Origin of the sequence: Collinsella sp. LCP21S3_A9 (assembly GCF_052118785.1) — a bacterium.
Taxonomy (GTDB): Bacteria; Actinomycetota; Coriobacteriia; order Coriobacteriales; family Coriobacteriaceae; genus Collinsella.
The window spans coordinates 67,788-86,443 of record NZ_JBQKGN010000004.1; the positions used below are offsets into that span (position 1 = coordinate 67,788).

Sequence of the window (18,656 nt, forward strand, 5' to 3'; positions counted from 1 at the left end):
AAAACCACACACACGGACGCGCGATCGATTGGATAGAACCCCTCTCCTGCCTTATTCGCCGCGCGGAAGAGCTTGGGTAACGGCGCGTTTGAGCCGATCGGGCGTGAGATGCGTATAAATCTGCGTGGTGGACAAGCTTGCATGCCCCAGCAACTCCTGGACAGAGCGCAAGTCCGCTCCGCCCTCGAGCAAATCGGTCGCAAAAGTATGGCGCATCGCATGCGGGGCGATATCGGAAGGGATACCCGCAAGCGTCGCCAACATATGAAACCGTCGCCTAAGCATGGCGGCGCTCATACGGTTGCCGCGTGCCGAGATAAACAGCGGATGCACACCGTTCGTACCGTCGCCACACTTTGCCTGAGCAAGAAGCTCCGGTCTTCCTTCCTCAATATAGCGGCGGGTCACATCGAGAGCACGCCGATACAGGGGCACGATGCGCTCCTTGCTCCCCTTACCCCAAAGCCGCAGCGTTCGCTCGGACCAAGCAATGGACTCAACATTGAGTGCCGCAAGCTCAGAGATGCGAGCCCCAGATGCATAGAGCAATTCGAGCATCGCCGCATCGCGCAGTCCCGCAGGCGTTGAAACGTCTGGCGCTGCAAGCAGTGCCTTAACCTGCTGGGTGGTCAGCACTCCGGGCAAATCGCGTGGAAGCTTGGGCGAGGCAATCGCAGAGACAGCGTCTCCATCGATAAGACCCTCGGCAGCCATCCATCGATAGAACGAACGAATGGCAGACAGGTGCGCCGCAATCGTCCTGGGCGCCACCTGCTCGCGCGACAGCTCCGCCAGATACATACGAACGGTACGTACGTCCGCCGTGCGCGCATCGATATCCCCACGCTCGCACCAAGCGGCAAAACGCTCCAGACGAGAGCCGTAAGCGATAACAGTGTTAGAAGAAAGCCCCTCGACGCGTGCAATATAGGCTATGAACGAGTCGACGGCACCGTACAGGTCAAAGGCTATGGCCGGTCGCCCCCAAACAGGTCGGAGCGCGATTCCAGATAGGAATCCAGGGCCTTAAGGGCGCGATCCGCATAGGCCTGATAGCGCTCACGTTTGCTGCGGCGTTTACCGTCCTCGAGGGGAGGCACCAGGCCAAAATTAACATGCATGGGCTGATATCCGACCGTAGCGGGATCGGTCGCATAGCCCACGAGCGCGCCGAGAGCGCCCACGCGCGGCAGCTCGACAGGAGCAACCTCGATAGCCTCGGCATAGGTATTGAGCGCAGCGAGGAGACCCGTCGCGACCGCTTCCATGTAACCCTCCGTACCGGTAATCTGTCCGGCAAGGCGCACGCCCGTGCCGGGTACGGCGAAGGTCCCATCGAGCACATGGGGAGCATCGACAAAGGTATTGCGATGCATGACGCCATAGCGGAAAAACTCGGCATTCTCCAGACCGGGAACCATATGAAAAACGCGCTTCTGCTCGCCGAAGGTCAGGTTGGTCTGGAAACCAACCAGGTTATAGGCGGTCTTCTCCTTGTTCTCGGCGCGCAGCTGAATCGCCGCCCAGGGACGGCGACCGGTGCGCGGGTCGGTGAGCCCGACGGGCTTCATAGCGCCAAAGCGGATGGCATCCTTGCCCGTGCGCGCAACCTCCTCGGCTGGCTGACAGGCCTGGAAGAGATCCCCGCCCTCAAAGTCCTTGAGCACCACGCGATCGGCCGTGGTAAGCGCCTCGATAAAGGCCTCGTACTCCTCCTTGTTGAGCGGGGCATTGAGATAGTCGCCACTCCCCTGCTCCTCGTAGCGCGACTGCGAGAACAGCACATCCATATCGAGCGTCGAGGCATCGACAATTGGGGCCGCGGCGTCAAAAAACGCCAGGGAATCACCACCGACGAGCTTCATGACCTCCCCGCTCAACGCCGGCGAGCACAAGGGACCCGCGGCGATAACCACATGGCCCTCGGGAATCTGGGTGACCTCGCCGTGAACGACCTCGATATTGGGACGGGCGGCAACCTCGGCCTCGACGAGCTCGGAGAATTTAACACGGTCGACCGCCAAGGCGCCACCAGCGGGAACGGCAGCGCGATGAGCGCAGTCGAGCAGCACCGAACCCATACGCTCGAGTTCGGCCTTCAACAGGCCGGCGGCGGAATCGGGTCGGGTCGACTTAAACGAATTGGAGCAGACGAGCTCCGCCAAGTGATCGGTATGGTGGGCAGGAGAGGTCACCAGCGGCCGCATCTCGCACAGCTTTACGGCAAACCCGCGATCTGCCAGCTGAATCGCGCATTCCGATCCCGCCAGACCGCCACCGATAACCGTCACTTGATCAAACAGCATCTGCAAACACCTTTCTAATTGACACGCTTTCCATTGTGACCGAAGGGCGTCTGAGCGTGAAGCGCAAACTTTGAGGGCGCATACCTTCCATCCATCATGCGCTCGATGAGTCCCTCGAGCTCGAGTGAGCCCAGGAGTTTGAGCACGCCGACGGCATCGAGGGAGACGAGCGCGGCAATGTCATCGACCTTGAGCGGCGAGGCAATGAGCGCGTGCATCACGGCCTGCTGCGTGGGGTTCAGATCGGCGATACCGGGCGCATCGGGACGCGAATAGCGCAGGGTGCCGTAAATTCGCGAGATGGCCATCTCAATAGACTCCTCGTCAACAATGCAGCAGGCACCGTTGGCGATGAGGTAGTTGGTCCCACGCGACTCTGGTGACAAAATGGAGCCCGGTACCGCGAGCAGTTCGCGCCCCAGGTCCATGGCGGCCTCCGCTGTCGAGAACGTGCCCGAGGGCATGCCGGCCTCCGACACGAAGAGCGCCTGCGAAAGCGCGGCAATCACCCGGTTACGCCGCGGAAAGGCAAATTTGCGTGGCCCCATACCCCAAGGCGAGATGGACACGACCGCGCCGCCCGTATCGATCGTGCGCGCGATGAGCCCTGCACTCGAGCGCGGGTAAACCACGTCGGCGCCCGTACCCAACACCACGACGTGCCTGCCACCAGCGTTGACCGCGGCCCAACCCGAGGCCTGGTCGCAGCCGACCGCACCGCCCGAGACCACCGTCACCCCCGCCTCGACCGCAACTTTCGCGGCCAGCTCTGCCACGGCAAGGCCGTACGGCGAGGCCTTGCGAGCGCCGATGATGGAGAGCGCAGGCGTCGACAGTGCGGCGGGATCGCCACGCACATAAAGCGTCTGGGGGACATCGGAGAGCTCCAAAACGGTAGCTGGATACAACACATCACCGGGATGCAGCTCAAAAGTCTCCTCGGGCATTACTGGTCCCTCCTCCCCTGGTACATCGCCGCCTCGAGCACGTGGTCTTGGGTTACCCGCTCACTTTCGGCAACATCGGCAATCGTGCGCGCGATACGCACCAAGCGCACGATGCCGCGCCCGGTAAGATGCGTGCGCCTCGACAGGCCGAGCACGCACTTTTCCGCTGCCCCATCGAGCGCAAAGGTCGAAACGACGCCGTCGATGGAACGTGACTCATCGTCCTCGGCCTCGGCATCTGCATCGTCCATACGGGACTCGCGCCAGGCGCGAAATGCCCGTCCCCGCACAACATAGTCACGTAGTTCAGCTGACGACATACCCTCGGCGCCCTCGATAATTACCTGCGGGTCGGGTCGGGTCACGTCAATCATAAGGTCAATACGATCGGCCAAGGGACCACGTAGCTTAGACCGATAGCGCTCAACCATCGAAGCCGAGCAGCGGCACGGTACCTCGCGATCGCCCAAAAAGCCGCAGGGACAGGGATTGCTCGCGGCAAGCAGCTGGAACCGCGAGGGAAACGTGAAAGCCCCATCGACGCGTACGATCTTGACGTAGCCGCGCTCGATGGGCTGACGGAGTGTCTGCAGCACGCTGTTGGGAAACTCGGCAAGCTCGTCTAAAAAGAGCACGCCGCCGTGCGCTAGGCTAATCTCGCCCGGGTGCACCGGCCGTCCGCCGCCAATAAGGCCCGCAGTCGAAATGCTGTGGTGGGGGCTACGGAACGGCCGGTGTCCCGCCAGCAAACCATCGATGTTCTCGCCCAAGACCGAATGGATGCACAGCGCCTCTTGCTGATCCTCGAGAGAAAGCTCGGGCAAGATACCCGTCATGCGGCGTGCGAGCATGGTCTTGCCCGAACCCGGCGAGCCAATCATAAGCAGGCCGAGCTCCCCCGCCGCCGCGAGCGCAATGCCGCGCTTGGCAACCTCCTGCCCCAGCACATCGGCATAATCAAGTTCTGGCTCAAACGACGCCTCGACACCCTCGGAATCCAGATAATGCCGAGCCGCCTGGCCCATACCGCGGGCGAGCTGAGACAGATGGTCGATAAAGCCACAGTCCACACCGGCAAGCGGCACATGTTGATCCGACCTTCCTGCAATAAAGAACAGGCCCATATCACGCGCCAACAACTGAAACGCAACCTCGCCTTTTACGGGCAGCACGCTACCATCCAGCCCGAGCTCACCGGCAATAAGGCAATGGTCTAGATGGTCGCGGGGAATCTGCCCATCGGCCGCCAGTACCGCGATGGCGATCGGCAGGTCAAAACCACTGCCCGTTTTACGGATGTCGCCCGGAGCCAAGTTGACGGTAATGCCCGCCCGTGGAATCTCAAATCCCGCCGACCGCATTGCACAGCGTATGCGGCCACGCGACTCCATCACCTCCATACTTGGAATGCCAAGCATTTGGATACCCGGAATACCGCCGGCAAGCGAGACCTCGACCGTGACGGGAATCGCCTCGACGCCACGAATGCATGCAGCGTGGACGGCAAAGGTGTCAAACGCCATCACGATACCTGCCAATCGAATGCGTTGTATTGATGCTCAATCTCCGCAATGTGACCGCCGCGGATAGTAACGCCCACCGCGTCGAAGCGAATCGCCTTAAGGGGATAGTGGTCCATAAGGTAACAACTCGCGATACGGCGGTAGCGACGCTGCTTCTGGGCGTCCACCGCCTCCTCGGGAAAGACCCGCGTGTTGCAATCTAGGGCGACGCGCCTTGTCTTGATCTCAGCCATCACCACGACATCATCAAGTTCATCAAGCAGTACCAGATCGGCCTCGCCCTCGAGACACCGGTAGCCCTGTTCCAAGAGGGCATAACCACGCTCACGAAAGTAATCGATTGCAATAAGCTCGCCCAGCATGCCCAGTTCTCGAGGACTGAGGCCCTTAATGAACCCAGGCGTAATCGACGCGCAATCAATCTCCCCGCTCTCCCAAAGCTCTTTGAGCTGTTGCGTCTTGCTCTTTGCACTTGCGGCGCACATGGGGTCTCCTTTCCCGCGCACGATATTGACCCGATCATGGGGCCGCCTTTCTTGCGGGTAAGTACCAAAAGAAAACCAAAGTCCAACCAAAAACAAACAAAAAAGGGACCGCATGCAACAATTGCGTTGCATGCGGTCCCCACCAGCTGGTTTATAAAATCCCAGAAGTCCCTGTCTCCATATTTGCCTTAAAAAAGACGCTCCGTCTGCAAAAAATTTCCGCAGAAGCTCACACGATGCAACGGAGAAAGGCCATGTTTACGAATAGCCTCAATGTGCTCGGGGCTCGCATAGCCCTTTGACTCAGCAAGATGATATTCGGGATACTCGGCATCGTACTCGACCATCATCTCGTCACGCGTGACCTTGGCCATAATGGAAGCAGCGGCGATGCAGGCGATTTTGGCATCTCCCTTGACCACATCGCGCTCGTTGGGGACGGCGCCCAAAGGGTTGCCGTCCATAAGCACGCAATCGGGCTCGAGCCCCGTATCCGCCACCGCGCCCGCGACGGCAGCGCGGATGGCGCGGGCCATGCCCATCTCATCGATGTCCGCAGGCGCGATATGGCAAAAACCAATGGCCGTAGCCACCTCGGCAATCTGCACCGAGAGCAGCTCACGACGGGCAGGCGTGAGCTTTTTGGAATCGTTAATGCCCCAAACGCGCGGCTCCATGGGAAGGCAGACAGCGCAGACCGTCAACGGGCCGGCGACAGAGCCGCGCCCCACCTCGTCAACACCAACGACCACGCCATCGCCGCCGAGCTCATGCATCAGCTCGTACATGCCGTTGACGCGCTCGCGCTCGGAAAGTTCCTTGGCATGGCGCTTAAGTGCGCGTTCGCAAGCCTTGATCACCTGCTGGCGCGGATCCTCGCGATAGTGCTCCACGAGGGCGGGAATCTCCTCGAACGTGGCACTCGCCAGCTCGCCGGCAACCTGCGATGCCGAAATCGAGCTCGTCATATTGGCCATACCAGGCCCTCCTTGCATGGAAATCAGATAAAAAGAAGGGCCACCCGAAGGTGACCCTTGTGTCCAAACGAGTGGACAGACGCTGCGATCTTCTTAGCGCTTCTCGGGGATGCGAGCAGCCTTGCCCACCTTGTCGCGGAGGTAGTACAGCTTGGCGCGACGGACGCGACCATGACGGACGACCTCGAGCTTGGCGATCTTGGGGCTGTGAAGCGGGAAGGTACGCTCAACACCGACACCGAAGGAAATCTTGCGGACGGTGAAGGTCTCACGGGCACCGGCGCCGGCCATGCGGATGACGTCACCCTGGAAAACCTGGATGCGCTCGCGGTCGCCTTCCTTAATGCGGTAGTGAACCTTGACGTTGTCGGCAACGCGGACCTGCGGGATGTCCTCGCGGATCTGCTGACGCTCGATTGCGCGGATGTAATCCATGTGCAATTCCTTACTCTTCTAGAGGTGCCGTACCACCTTGGCCGGCACGTAGTTGAACAAACGTATTCGAGTATACACGCCACGACCTTGGCTGCAAGAACTATTTTGCCCGTGCGCAAAAAGACAAAAACACGCACTCTTTCTGCACTTATGCGCCGTCCGCAGCATCAGTCGTCGGCGTCGTCACGGTCGTTCCGGGCGCGATATAACCGTATTCGAGCAGCACCGAAAGCGCATGCTGCTTCCAGGTGGCAAGCTCTTCGTCATTATAGTTGTCATGAGCCCATTCGTTCATCGCATCCTCGGCGGCTTGGGGCACCAGGTCCTGGCTGTCCGCCATCAGGTACAGGATGCCTAAGATGTCGAAGTCCTGCTTGGTCATCTCTTCCTTGTTTGATGTGCCGATGAGGCCGTGATCGATACCGTAGCGGCAGATATCGGTCAAAACGGTAACGAGGCCCGTAGGAATCGGCGAGGCATCTTTTGCGGCAGCGGGCGCGGTGTCGTCAGTCACTGCAGTGGCATCGTCGCTCGCCGGAGCAGGCTCGGCCGCGTTCGCATCGGAAGCCGCCTGCTCTCCCTGGGCAGGAGCCGCGCTATCCGTCGTTGCCGAAGAATCCCCCGAAGAAACGGACGCAACGCTCACCGGTGTCTCGACCACGGTCGTCATCGGGTCGACCGGCGCGGGTGCGGCGATGACCTCGGCCCAATCGGAATACACGCCGTCAATAAAGGCGCGAACATGGAAGGTGCCCGGTTGCGAGATGGTCATCGTGCCGTCCGTCGCGACCGAAATGCCCTTGCTCTCGAGCTCCTGGGCCTCCCAGCTGCAGACCCTATCGACTTCCTTGCCCGTCGTGTCATAGACCGTAGCCGTTAGACCGTCGATGCCGTTGAGATTCTCCTCGACGCCGACGACGGTCTGTGCCGAGCCCTCGAGTTTGATGCTGCCGTTAAACGACTCGGGCGCCGCGTCGCTTACCTTATATTTGTAGGCCGCGGCGTCGATCTCGTCATTGGTCGAAACATGCCCGTTCACGTCCACATAGGTGTCCTCGGGGATAAAGTACTTTACGTAGGCGGTGCCGGCCTTTTTACCCACCACGACTTGCTCGTGGGTGACAGGGTCGGTCTGGATCTCGATGACGTCGGACTTGCATTTCTTGCCGTTTTTATCGACCACGCGCCAGTCGCCCGACGACTTCACAAAGCCGTAATAGTCAACATCGTCCTCGTCCCTTGCACGCACGCGATAGGAAGAGATGGGGTCTTCGTCTCCCACCGTAAGCCTTCGGGTCTTATCGGTCTGCAGCGATACGAGAATCTTGGAAATGGGCTTAATGGGCTGCGGCGTGCCCAACTGGGTATCGACCGTCACCGACTCAAACGACAGATTGGAACCCGTAATGGACATGGGGTAGGTGGCGGCCATGTCGTTGAGCACATTGCACGTGCGCGGGGCGCCGCCGTTGCGCGAAGGCACCTCGCGATCGGCCAGGACAGAATTCCAATCGATGGCGCGCACCATGTGGTTGTTGGTGCGATGCGACCAGCTCGTAACGTTTCCGGCGGTGGTATCGTAGCCGTCGTCGCCACGATGGGCGATTGAGCGCAGGAACAGGTTCTGCACGGCGTCGGTCGACTGATCGCCAAAGGTGGTGTAGAACGAGCGCTGGTCATAACCGGCGGTATGGAACTCCTGCACGGCGGCGTTGTCGTCGTAGCACTCGCCGTTCATGTTAAAGATAATCACGTCGAACGTCACGCCCACCGGCTGGTCATAGTCCTCGGACAGCGTCGTGGTAGAACTCGTCTGCTTGCTATTGACCTGCGTGTGCGCAGGGATCGTCATATCGACGGTGACCGACTGATTGTCCGTTGTGGTGATCGACTGTTCCTCGGTCTTGCTCGCCTCCCACAACTGGGACATCGTGGTTTCGGCCGAAAACGAAGTCTCGATCTCCTCGCTCGCTGTTCCGGGCACGCCCAGCGACTCCTTGAGGCTCACCGATGCGCCCCACGAGCCGCCTTTGGAATACGATGTGGATTCAGAAGTGCTCGTGCCGACCGTCTCCTCGGTACCGCGGGCGAGCGTGATGCTCTGCGAGGCGTCCTCATAGCCGACGTTAAGAGCCGAGGTAACGAGCTCCTGCTCAGTCTTAGAATCGACAAAGGAATAGCCCGGCGCGTCCTCGGGCGCACAGTTAAGCTTGTTCATGCTGTTGAGCTGCTGAACTCTAAAGTTATAGAACGCGATGCCAAAGCCATTGAAATCATACTGATAGGTGCCGCCGAGCTTGTCGACACAAGCAATGGTGGCATAGATGACGTCCTGCTCAGTCGTGTCTTTCGACAGTCCGTCGAGCGGCACGTTTTCACGGAAATCGGAGCCCGTCAGCTTGTGACCGATACAGCCGGCGATATCGTCGGTCAAGCGATCGTAGACAGCTTTGAGGCTTTTTGCCGATGTCAGACCACTCTGTTTCGATTTGTCGGCGCCGTCGGAATGCTCACCGTTGCCGCCCGAAAGCGCATCATACAGATAGATGTAGTGACCCTTACCGAAGTCCTTCTCAAAGCCCTTGCCGGCGTGGTCCCAGTACAAAAAGTCCCCGGAGTCGTCGCCTCCACCATAGCCAAGGATGTTATAGGCAAGCGATGCCCAGTTGGGCAACACCTTTTTGACGGCGGCCGTATAGAACGAGACGTTGTCGTACATCGAGGTACGGCCCTCGAGCTTGCCGTCATCGATATCTACAAACGTGCAGTCGCGATCGTTGACCGTAATGGTGAGCGGGTTGACCACGTCGCCATAAAGCTCGTCGCGCGATTCATCCTGAAGGGCAAAACCGGCCGTCGGCATCCCGCAAAGCGCCGTGACCGCAACGACCACCCAGCACAGGGTCATCTGTGCTCCCCGACGCGCTCGTTGCAAATACCTGGTGAGGTTTTTCATCGCAGTCCTCCCGTCAGTTGCCAATGTATTGAACCAACAGAATAAATATAAAACGCCGCCGCGTCCACAGGGGGCGCGGCGGCGCGAAGGGGGGCGTAAGAGGCGCAAATGGAACGCGACTCAGTTAAGCGGAACGCTTGGCCTCGAGCTTGGCCTGAGCGGCCGCCAGACGCGCCAGGGGTACGCGATAGGGCGAGCAGGACACGTAGTCCACATCGGCCACGTTGAACAGGCCCTTGATGGACTTGGGGTCGCCACCGTGCTCGCCGCACACGCCAAAGTGCATGTCGGGGTTGGCGGCGCGACCCTTCTCGACTGCCATACGCACCAGCTCGAGCACCGCCGCGTCGATGGTCTCGAAGGGATTATCCTTCAGGATCTTCTTGTGCATGTACAGCGGGATGAACTTGGCCTCGGCGTCGTCGCGCGAGAAGCCGAAGGTTGTCTGGGTGAGGTCGTTGGTGCCAAAGCAGAAGAAGTCGGCATGGTGGGCGATCTCGTCGGCGACCATGCAGGCGCGCGGCAGCTCGAGCATCGTGCCCACGGGAATATTGAGCTCGACGCCCTCCTCGGCGGATACCTCGGCGATCACGCGCTCGATGACCTCGCGGGTCTGGACATGCTCGGCTGTGATGGAAACGAGCGGGACCATGATCTCGGGGCGCGGGTCGACGCCCTCCTTGATAAGGCGGGCAGCAGCCGTGGCGACGGCGCGAACCTGCATGAGCGGCAGATCGCCAAAGACAACGGACAGGCGCACACCGCGCAAGCCGAGCATCGGGTTGGACTCAACCATGCCGTCGATTCGACGCAGGCGGGCACGCAGGGTGGCAAGCTCTTCCTCGCTGGCGCCGGCGGCTTCCTTCTTGGTGATGGCGACCTCGAGCTCGCGAGGATTATCCAGGAACTCATGCAGCGGCGGATCGAGCAGGCGAACGACCACATCGCGACCGGACATGGTCTTAAACATCGCCAGAAAGTCCTCGGTCTGAACCTTGAGCAGGTCGGCCAGGGCCTGCTGCTTCACGGCCTCGTCGTCGGACAGGATAAAGCTCTGGATAATGTTCTTGCGGTCGCCCAGGAACATGTGCTCGGTGCGGCACAGGCCGATGGCCTCGGCGCCAAACTCGAGTGCGAGCGCGGCATCCTCGGGGTTGTCGGCGTTGACGCGCACGTGGTTGGCGTGACCGTCGGTCTCGTCCAGGCGAATCTCGTCTGCCCAGGACAGAATGGTGTCCAGATCGCCGGTGAGCTCGGCGGAGACCAGATCGACGGCGCCGTCGACGACAATGCCCTGGGTGCCGTCGATGGAGATGATGTCGCCCTCGTGCAGCACACGGTCGCTGCCCTCGATGCGCACGACCTTCTCGGCGGCGTCAATATGGAAGCGCTCAACGCCGCAGACGCAGGGCGTACCCATACCGCGGGCGATAACGGCGGCGTGGCTCGTCTTGCCGCCGTGGCTGGTAAGGATGCCCTCGGCAGCGACCATGCCCTTCAAGTCGTCGGGGTTGGTCTCCCAGCGAACCAGAATGACCTTGTGGCCCTCGTTGGCGCGCGCGACGGCATCGTCGCTCGAGAACACGACCTCGCCTACGGCGGCGCCGGGGCTGGCGTTAAGGCCGCAGGCCAGGGCTTCGTACTTCTTAGAGGAGTCGAACTGCGGATGCAGAAGCTGGTCGAGCTGCGCGGGATCGATGCGACTCACGGCCTCCTCGCGGGTGATGAGACCCTCCTCGACCATCTCGATAGCGATGCGCAGCGCGGCGGTAGCGGTGCGCTTGCCCACGCGGGTCTGAAGCATCCAAAGTTTACCCTGCTCGATAGTGAATTCGATATCGCACATATCGCGGTAATGATCCTCGAGCGTCAGGAAAACGCGCTCGAGCTCCTCACCAGCGGACTCGAGGCCCGGGGTGGTCTTGAGGTCGGCGATGGGCTCAGTGTTGCGGATGCCGGCGACGACGTCCTCACCCTGGGCGTTAACCAAAAAGTCACCGTAGAACTCCTTGGTGCCATCGGCCGGATTGCGCGTAAAGGCGACGCCGGTCGCAGAGGTCTCGCCTTTGTTGCCAAAAGCCATGGCCTGGACGTTGACGGCGGTACCGAGCTCGTCGGAAATGCCATGCTGTTTGCGGTAGATGCAGGCGCGCTCGTTCATCCAGCTGCCAAAGACGGCCTGGATGGCAAGGCGCAGCTGGAGCTCCGGATCGTGCGGGAAGACGGGCTTGCCGTCGACAACCTCGAGCTCGGGATACAGGGCAGCCTCGACGTTCTCGGAGAAGATGCCCTTGAAGGTCTCGACGAGCTCCTGCAGGTCCTCGGCCGAAAGCTCGGAATCGACGCGAACGCCGGCGACCAAGCGAGCCTGGGTCAGGGCGTTCTCAAACAAGTCGGCATCGACACCCATAACGACGTTGGAGAACATTTGGATAAAGCGGCGGTAGCTATCCCAGGCAAAACGCGGGTTTTGCGTCTGGGCAATGAGGCCCAGAACGGAGTCGTCGTTAAGGCCCAAGTTGAGGACCGTGTCCATCATGCCGGGCATGGAGAACGGAGCACCCGAGCGAACCGACACGAGCAGCGGATCGGATGCGTCACCAAGCTTCTTGCCGCAGCGGGCCTCGAGATCGGCCTCGGCGGCAACGATCTCATCGAGTGCGCCTTCGGGCCACACGTTGCCGGCGCCGGAGTACTCGACACAGGTTTGGCAGGTAATGGTAAAGCCACCGGGAACAGGCAGGCCGATGCGGCTCATCTCGGCAAGATTTGCACCCTTGCCGCCAAGCACGAAGTTCATGGACTTGTCGCCCTCAGTGACACAGGTGCCCTGGGCATCGGTTCCAAAACGGTAAACCCTCTTGCAATCGCTCACGATACTCCCCTTCCATGCGCTGTCGCGCACGACCGTGGTAACGAATCGACCCGCCGGATGCGAGCCGTGAGGGTACTATACGGCGGGTATTGGAAGTGCTTGCGTAGAGGGTGCGAGGTTTGGTAAACGTGGTAAAACTGACGGTAAACGGTAGATAAAGGTGGTTACCTTATGAAGATACCAGTTAACGAGACTTGCAGGTTAACTGAAAGAACTTTGCTAAATCGCTTTACCATAAGTAGCTAATTTGGGACGGGGCTTTTTTAGCTACCCCGTCGGCAATCGGCCAAAAAGCTCGCGGCCTCAGCCGGGGTAGCTAAAAAAGCCCCGTCCCAAATTAGCTACTTTTATTGAGCGCGGCGAGCGGCACGACGGGCTCGAGCTTCTTGGATTTCCTCCAAATGACCGATGATCTCGGATGCACTCTCCTCAATCGCCTTACCGTCGGTACGCACCACAAAGCAGCCTAGGCGCTTCATGAGGGCACGGGCTTCCTCAAGCTCGCTGCGCACACTCTCGGGCTCGGCATAGGAGCCGGCGACGGCGCGGGCGTAGTCATCGCCCAAGCGGCTGTCGCGAATCTCAGAAATTACGTCAACGGTCGAAATCAGGCCGAACAGGCGCATCGGGTCGACCTCGTAAATCGACTTCGGCGGCTCCATGCCGTGCGCCAGCGGAACGTTTGCGACCTTGTAACCCTGATAGGCCAAATACATCGACAGCGGCGTTTTGGACGTACGCGACACGCCCAGCAGCACGATATCGGCCCCCGAAAGGTCGTCGCAACCGCGCCCGTCATCGTGCTCAACGAAATACTCCATAGCCCCAATGCGGTGGAAATAGCGGTCATCCGTTTTGTGAATAACGCCCGCAACGCCCTTGGGCGGCACACCGATGAGCGACGACAGCACGGCAAGGGTCGGACCGATCAGGTCGACAGAGCGAATATGCAGCATAGCCAGGTAATCGAGCACGCGGGCGCGAAGCGCCGGATCGACGATAGTGTGGAACACGGCGATATCACGATGATCCGCATCGACGCGCGGGCCCACAAACGACTTGACCTGCTCCACCGAGTTCACTTTGGGCAAGCGCAAGAGACGAAAAGCCCCTTCATCAAATTGCCCGGACGCCGCAAGCACCACCTCACAAGCGGTATCACCGAGCGAGTCGGAGATAACGATAACGGTGGGACGAGCGGTGACCGGGCAATCCATGCGGGGCTCCTTTTGCGCTTATGCGCAGGCTGGCTTACTTTTTGCGGGCAAGCTCACCGATGTTGGCGATGCCTGAGAAAACGGCCTCGAAGCGGTTGAGCAGCTTAAGGCGATTATCGCGGAGCTGCTCGTCCTTGTCCATGACCATAACCTCGTCGAAGAAGCGGTCGATGGGGGCACGCAGGGCGGCAAGGGCGGCAAATGCGGCCGGGTAATCCTCGGCAGCAAGGGCGCCATCGACAGCGGTCTGAGCAGCCTCGGAGGCATCGGCAAGCGCGAGCTCGGCCTCACCCATCAGGCTGCGATCGTACTCCATACCCAGCTCGGGCTTGGAGATGTGCGCGGCGCGGGCATAGGCAGTAGCCAGGTTGTCGAAGGTCTCGGCATCGTTCTTACGAGCCTCGTCGAGCGCAGCGCAGCGGGCGAAGAAGACGGACGGAGCGATGATGTGCACCGCGGAGACGGCGGCGACGGTATCCGCCGGAATCTTCTCGTCGCGGGCCATGCTCACCAGACGGCCGTGGAAGAAGTCACGGACCTGCTGGGCGACCTCGGCGGCGTCGAACTCGATGCCCTGCTCGCTATAGAGCTCAAGGGCAAAGTCGATGAGCGTCGTGGGGTCGATCGGCAGACGATCGCGCAGGATGTTGATAATGCCGATAGCGGCGCGACGCAGCGCGTACGGGTCGGAAGAGCCGGTCGGGGGCTCACCGATGGCAAAGATACCGGCAATGGTATCGAGCTTGTCGGCACAGGCCACGATGCAGCCAGCGGTGCCCTCGGGCAGCTCATCGCCGGCAAAGCGGGGACGATAGTGATCGCGAATGGCGTGGGCGACCTCGTCGTTCTCCCCCATCGCAGTTGCGTAATAGCCACCCATCACGCCCTGCTGGCTCGTAAACTCGACGACGGCGTTGGAAACCAGGTCGGCCTTGCACAGGTGCGCGGCGCGAGCGGCATCGGCAGCGAGGTGGGCGCCCAGATGGGCCTCGCGGGCAATAACGAGCGCGAGCTGCTCAATGCGCTCGGACTTGGCGAGCACGCTGCCGAGCTTCTCCTGGAAGGCAACCTTGGCCAGACGCTCACGGAACTCGTCGAGGGAGATCTTCAGGTCCTCCTCGTAGAAGAACTTGGCATCGTCCAGACGGGCGCGCACGACGCGCTCGTTGCCGTCGATCACACGATCGGCATTCTCGGGCTTGCTGTTGGAGACGACCACGAACTCACGCGTGAGCTTGCCCTCGCCGTCATAGATCGGGAAGTAGCGCTGGTTGGTGAGCATGGACTCGCAGATGATCTCGTGCGGGACCTTGAGGAACTCCTCGTCGAAGGTACCGACGAGCACCGTCGGCCACTCGCAGAGGTTAATGACCTCCTCGAAGACCTTCTTGGGCGTGTCGACATGGCAGCCAGGGCGAGCGGCCTCGACCTCGGCAATACCGGCAAGGATGGCCTCACGACGACGCTCGGCAGAGAGCACGCCGGCGTCCTCGAGCACCTGCTCGTAGACGGCGGGACTGGCGACAACATGGTCACCGGCGCCCAGCACGCGATGTCCGCGCGTGGTGTTGCCGCTCGTCACATCGGCAAACGTCACGGGCACAACGTCCTCGCCCAGAAGGCAGCAGATCCAACGGACCGGACGCACAAACGTAGCGTGCTCGTGGCCCCAGCGCTGGCTGCGGTAGTTGGGCCACTGCAGGCCGGCAATGGTCTTCTCGCACAGGGCCGTCAGAATAGGGGTAGCCGGCACGGAGGGAATGTTCTTCTCGGCGAATACGTACTCGCGACCGTCGGTGTCCTCGCGACGGATCAGGTCCTCGGCAGCCACACCGCACTTGCGGGCGAAGCCCTGGGCGGCCTTGGTGGCGTTGCCGTCGGCATCGAAGGCAATGTTTGCCGCAGGGCCGCGCTTGACCTCGTGGACCTCATCGGTAGCGGTGGCGACGTTGGTCACGAGCGCAGCCAGACGACGCGGGCTCGAGATCACGCGGACCTCGCCATGGGCCAGGCCGGCCTCGTCGAGGCCCTTGGCGATCATATCGCCAAGCTGCTTGACGGCATTGTTCAGCGGTGCGGAGGGCATTTCCTCCGTACCGATCTCAAACAGGAAATCCTTAGCGTCTGCCATGGCTTACGCCACCTCGCCTTCCTGGTCGGCATTCTCGTTAACTCCGGCGACCTCGGCCATATAGGCCTCGCAGCACGCCTTGGCGACGGCGCGGACGCGCAGGATGTAGTTGGCACGCTCGACTGCGGACAGGGCGCCGCGGGCATCGAGCAGGTTGAAGGCATGGCTGCACTTCATGACGCAGTCGTATGCGGGCAGCGGCAGCTTGCGCTCCAGACAGGAGTGGCACTCGGCCTCGTAGTCGTCAAACTTCTGACGCATCATCTCGACGTTAGCGACCTCAAAATTGTAGGCGCTAAACTCGCGCTCGTTCTCCAGGAACACGTCACCGTAGGTCATGGGCGTGCCGTCGGGCAAATAGCTCCACACCAGGTCATAGACGGAGTTGACGCCCTGGGCATACATGGCGATGCGCTCCAGGCCGTAGGTGATCTCGACGGGCACGGGGTCGACCTCGATGCCGCCCACCTGCTGGAAGTACGTAAACTGCGTGACCTCCATGCCATTGAGCCAGACCTCCCAGCCAAGGCCCCAGGCGCCGAGCGTCGGGCTCTCCCAGTCGTCCTCGACAAAGCGGACGTCATGGTCGTTGGGGTCCAGGCCAATGGCGGCAAGAGACCCCAGGTAAAGCTCCTGAGCATTAACCGGCGAGGGCTTGATGAGCACCTGGAACTGATAGTAGTGCTGCATGCGGTTGGGGTTCTCGCCGTAGCGGCCGTCGGCGGGACGGCGGCAGGGCTGCGCATAGCAGGTGCGCCACTCGGCAGGACCGAGCGAGCGCAGCGTGGTCGCGGTATGGAAGGTACCGGCACCGACCTCGGAGTCATAGGGCTGCATAATGACGCAGCCCTGCTCGCCCCAGTACTGCTGGAGGCGCAGGATGATGTCTTGGAAGGAAAGCGATGAAGCGTTCATGCCTCTAATATCCCCTCGTCGAAACGATTACACGGTTAGGTACTGTACTATAGCGGTTTTTAGTCGATAGCGCCCAGACGGTTGAGCGGCCAGTAACGCACGAGCGCCACGGCGATCAGGTCCGAACGGTCGACCGGGCCAAAGTAGCGTGAGTCGGCTGAGTTCTCGCGGTTGTCGCCCATCACCCACACGCACCCGTCGGGGACGGTGTAGGGATAGCTCACCTGAGCACCAGGCGCCTGGACCGACAGTGGCCAGCTCATGCCCGTCGTATAGTCCTCGTCGAGCGCTTGGCCGTCAACGACCACCTTGCCGTCCTGCAGGTTGACCGTCTGGCCGGCCGTAGCGATGACCCGCTTGACGAGCACATCGTGCTCAGAGGTGCTATCGGGGTTGTGGAACACCACAATATCGCCCTGTTTGACAGGCTGGCCGAGCTCAAGCGTCACCTTTTGCGCCAGGATCTGGTCGCCAATCTCAATCGTGGACTCCATGGAACCGGTGGGAACCACAAAGGGCTCGACCACAAAGGTGCGAATCAAGAAGGTGGCCACGAGCGCGATTGCGATGACCACGACCCACTCAAACGCGCCCTTTAGCATGGAATGCTGCGACGGAACCATTCTCACTCCTCGCTCTGCGAATACGAAGCGTCCAAAATCTCCTGCGCGTACGCACGCTCCTGGGGCGTAAGGCGCGCCGTCTCGATCAGATCGGGACGCCAGCGACAGGTGCGCTCGATGGCGTTCTTTCGGCGCCAGGCGTCAACCTTGGCGTGGTCACCACTTACAAGCACGGGAGGCACGCCCTCGCCGTTAAACTCGGCAGGACGGGTGTACTGCGCGTACTCGAGCAGGCCTCCGTCCTCGGCGGTCGAGAATGATTCGTCAACGTTGCTCATCTCATCTCCCAGAGCACCGGGGATCAGACGCACGACGGCGTCAGCAACGACCATAGCAGGCAGCTCGCCGCCCGTGAGCACATAGTCGCCGATCGACAGACGCTCGTCGGCATAGGCATACGCGCGCTCATCGACACCCTCGTAGCGGCTGCACACAAACAGCAGGCGCTCGCTTTGGAGCAGGCGCTCGGCTACATGCTGCGTAAAAGGCTCACCGCAGGGCGTAAAGAACACCACGGTGGGCTTGGGACCCTCAGAGCTGATGGCCTCGATGGCCTCGGCAATAGGCTCGACCTTCATGAGCATGCCCTGACCGCCGCCGTACGGCTCGTCATCGACGGTACGATGGCGATCGTGTGTCCAGTCGCGCAGGTTATACGCCTTAAAATCAAAAAGGCCGGCCTTGCGGGCACGGCCCAAAATCGATGTGGACATGACAGGCTCAAACATCTCGGGAAAGACCGAAAGGGTCTCGATCAGCATGTTGTCCTCCCTACTTGTCCATATCGATCAAGCCGTCCATAACGTGGACGGATATTGCTCCCCGATCGGGAAGATCGAGCACAACTTGCTCGATCACGGGAATCAGCACCTCGCCATACCGATCACCCTCGACAACCCAAACGTCGTTGGCGGGCGTCGACATAATCTCAACGATCGTTCCGAGCGACCCAAAGCGCTCGTCAACCACCTCGCGACCCATAAGGTCGGTATAGGCGGCATCGAGTGAATCGAGCTCAAAGTCATCACGGTTCGCCAGAACGAAACAACCCGTGATGCCCTCGGCGGCCGTCAAGTCGTCAATGCCCTCAAACGAAACCAGATCGCCATCGCCCGTATCGGTAACGGATGTAACCGTGCAAAAGCGGTCACGCTTGAGCGCCGGTGGCGTCAGGGCGACACGCATACCCGGCTCCAATACAGAAGGAAGCCCCCGCAGCGGCTGCGCGAGGACCTCCCCCTTCCTTCCATGCGGCTTAACCACACG

General features: G+C 60.9%; 15 protein-coding genes. All 15 read right to left on the reverse strand.

Annotated features, from left to right (window positions below; all coding sequences use genetic code 11):
• Positions 1-51 precede the first annotated feature (51 nt).
• A complete protein-coding gene (locus tag ACTQ05_RS02615; RefSeq protein ID WP_441537898.1) occupies positions 52-1,005 on the reverse strand; it encodes a tyrosine recombinase in 954 nt (317 codons plus the stop codon).
• Positions 969-2,306 carry a methylenetetrahydrofolate--tRNA-(uracil(54)-C(5))-methyltransferase (FADH(2)-oxidizing) TrmFO gene (gene trmFO / locus ACTQ05_RS02620; protein WP_427717560.1) on the reverse strand — a complete coding sequence of 446 codons (1,338 nt, stop codon included), beginning with the start codon at positions 2,304-2,306 and terminating at the stop codon, positions 969-971. Before trmFO ends, ACTQ05_RS02615 begins: the two co-directional genes overlap by 37 nt.
• A 14-nt stretch (positions 2,307-2,320) precedes the next feature.
• Positions 2,321-3,253, reverse strand: a complete 933-nt coding sequence (locus ACTQ05_RS02625) for a DNA-processing protein DprA (protein ID WP_441537872.1) — start codon at positions 3,251-3,253, stop codon at positions 2,321-2,323.
• Positions 3,253-4,776 (reverse strand): YifB family Mg chelatase-like AAA ATPase, encoded by a 1,524-nt coding sequence (locus ACTQ05_RS02630; RefSeq protein ID WP_441537873.1) that lies wholly within the window; start codon positions 4,774-4,776, stop codon positions 3,253-3,255. Before ACTQ05_RS02630 ends, ACTQ05_RS02625 begins: the two co-directional genes overlap by 1 nt.
• The gene (locus ACTQ05_RS02635) at positions 4,776-5,261 is read right to left on the reverse strand and encodes a YraN family protein (RefSeq protein WP_441537874.1); all 486 of its coding nucleotides are present in this window, start codon (positions 5,259-5,261) and stop codon (positions 4,776-4,778) included. Before ACTQ05_RS02635 ends, ACTQ05_RS02630 begins: the two co-directional genes overlap by 1 nt.
• Positions 5,262-5,449: 188 nt before the next feature.
• Complete coding sequence (locus ACTQ05_RS02640; protein WP_154516244.1) at positions 5,450-6,238, reverse strand: ribonuclease HII; 789 nt, start codon at positions 6,236-6,238, stop codon at positions 5,450-5,452.
• 93 nt (positions 6,239-6,331) lie between these two features.
• The gene (gene rplS, locus ACTQ05_RS02645; RefSeq protein WP_117583231.1) at positions 6,332-6,673 is read right to left on the reverse strand and encodes a 50S ribosomal protein L19; all 342 of its coding nucleotides are present in this window, start codon (positions 6,671-6,673) and stop codon (positions 6,332-6,334) included.
• Between the two features lie 148 nt (positions 6,674-6,821).
• Positions 6,822-9,581, reverse strand: a complete 2,760-nt coding sequence (locus tag ACTQ05_RS02650; RefSeq protein ID WP_441537875.1) for a hypothetical protein — start codon at positions 9,579-9,581, stop codon at positions 6,822-6,824.
• Positions 9,582-9,753: 172 nt separating this feature from the next.
• Positions 9,754-12,504 (reverse strand): pyruvate, phosphate dikinase, encoded by a 2,751-nt coding sequence (gene ppdK / locus ACTQ05_RS02655; RefSeq protein WP_441057364.1) that lies wholly within the window; start codon positions 12,502-12,504, stop codon positions 9,754-9,756.
• A 347-nt stretch (positions 12,505-12,851) separates the two neighbouring features.
• Complete coding sequence (locus tag ACTQ05_RS02660; RefSeq protein ID WP_441537876.1) at positions 12,852-13,721, reverse strand: pyruvate, water dikinase regulatory protein; 870 nt, start codon at positions 13,719-13,721, stop codon at positions 12,852-12,854.
• Positions 13,722-13,755: 34 nt separating this feature from the next.
• Positions 13,756-15,852 carry a glycine--tRNA ligase subunit beta gene (gene glyS, locus ACTQ05_RS02665; protein ID WP_441537877.1) on the reverse strand — a complete coding sequence of 699 codons (2,097 nt, stop codon included), beginning with the start codon at positions 15,850-15,852 and terminating at the stop codon, positions 13,756-13,758.
• Positions 15,853-15,855: 3 nt separating this feature from the next.
• Positions 15,856-16,767, reverse strand: a complete 912-nt coding sequence (locus tag ACTQ05_RS02670) for a glycine--tRNA ligase subunit alpha (RefSeq protein WP_006236091.1) — start codon at positions 16,765-16,767, stop codon at positions 15,856-15,858.
• A gap of 59 nt (positions 16,768-16,826) precedes the next feature.
• Positions 16,827-17,390 carry a signal peptidase I gene (lepB, locus tag ACTQ05_RS02675; RefSeq protein WP_441537878.1) on the reverse strand — a complete coding sequence of 188 codons (564 nt, stop codon included), beginning with the start codon at positions 17,388-17,390 and terminating at the stop codon, positions 16,827-16,829.
• 2 nt (positions 17,391-17,392) lie between these two features.
• A complete protein-coding gene (gene trmD, locus ACTQ05_RS02680; protein ID WP_154516229.1) occupies positions 17,393-18,151 on the reverse strand; it encodes a tRNA (guanosine(37)-N1)-methyltransferase TrmD in 759 nt (252 codons plus the stop codon).
• A gap of 10 nt (positions 18,152-18,161) precedes the next feature.
• Positions 18,162-18,653, reverse strand: coding sequence for a ribosome maturation factor RimM (gene rimM / locus ACTQ05_RS02685; RefSeq protein ID WP_427717603.1), 492 nt, complete (start codon positions 18,651-18,653; stop codon positions 18,162-18,164).
• Between the last annotated feature and the right edge of the window lie 3 nt (positions 18,654-18,656).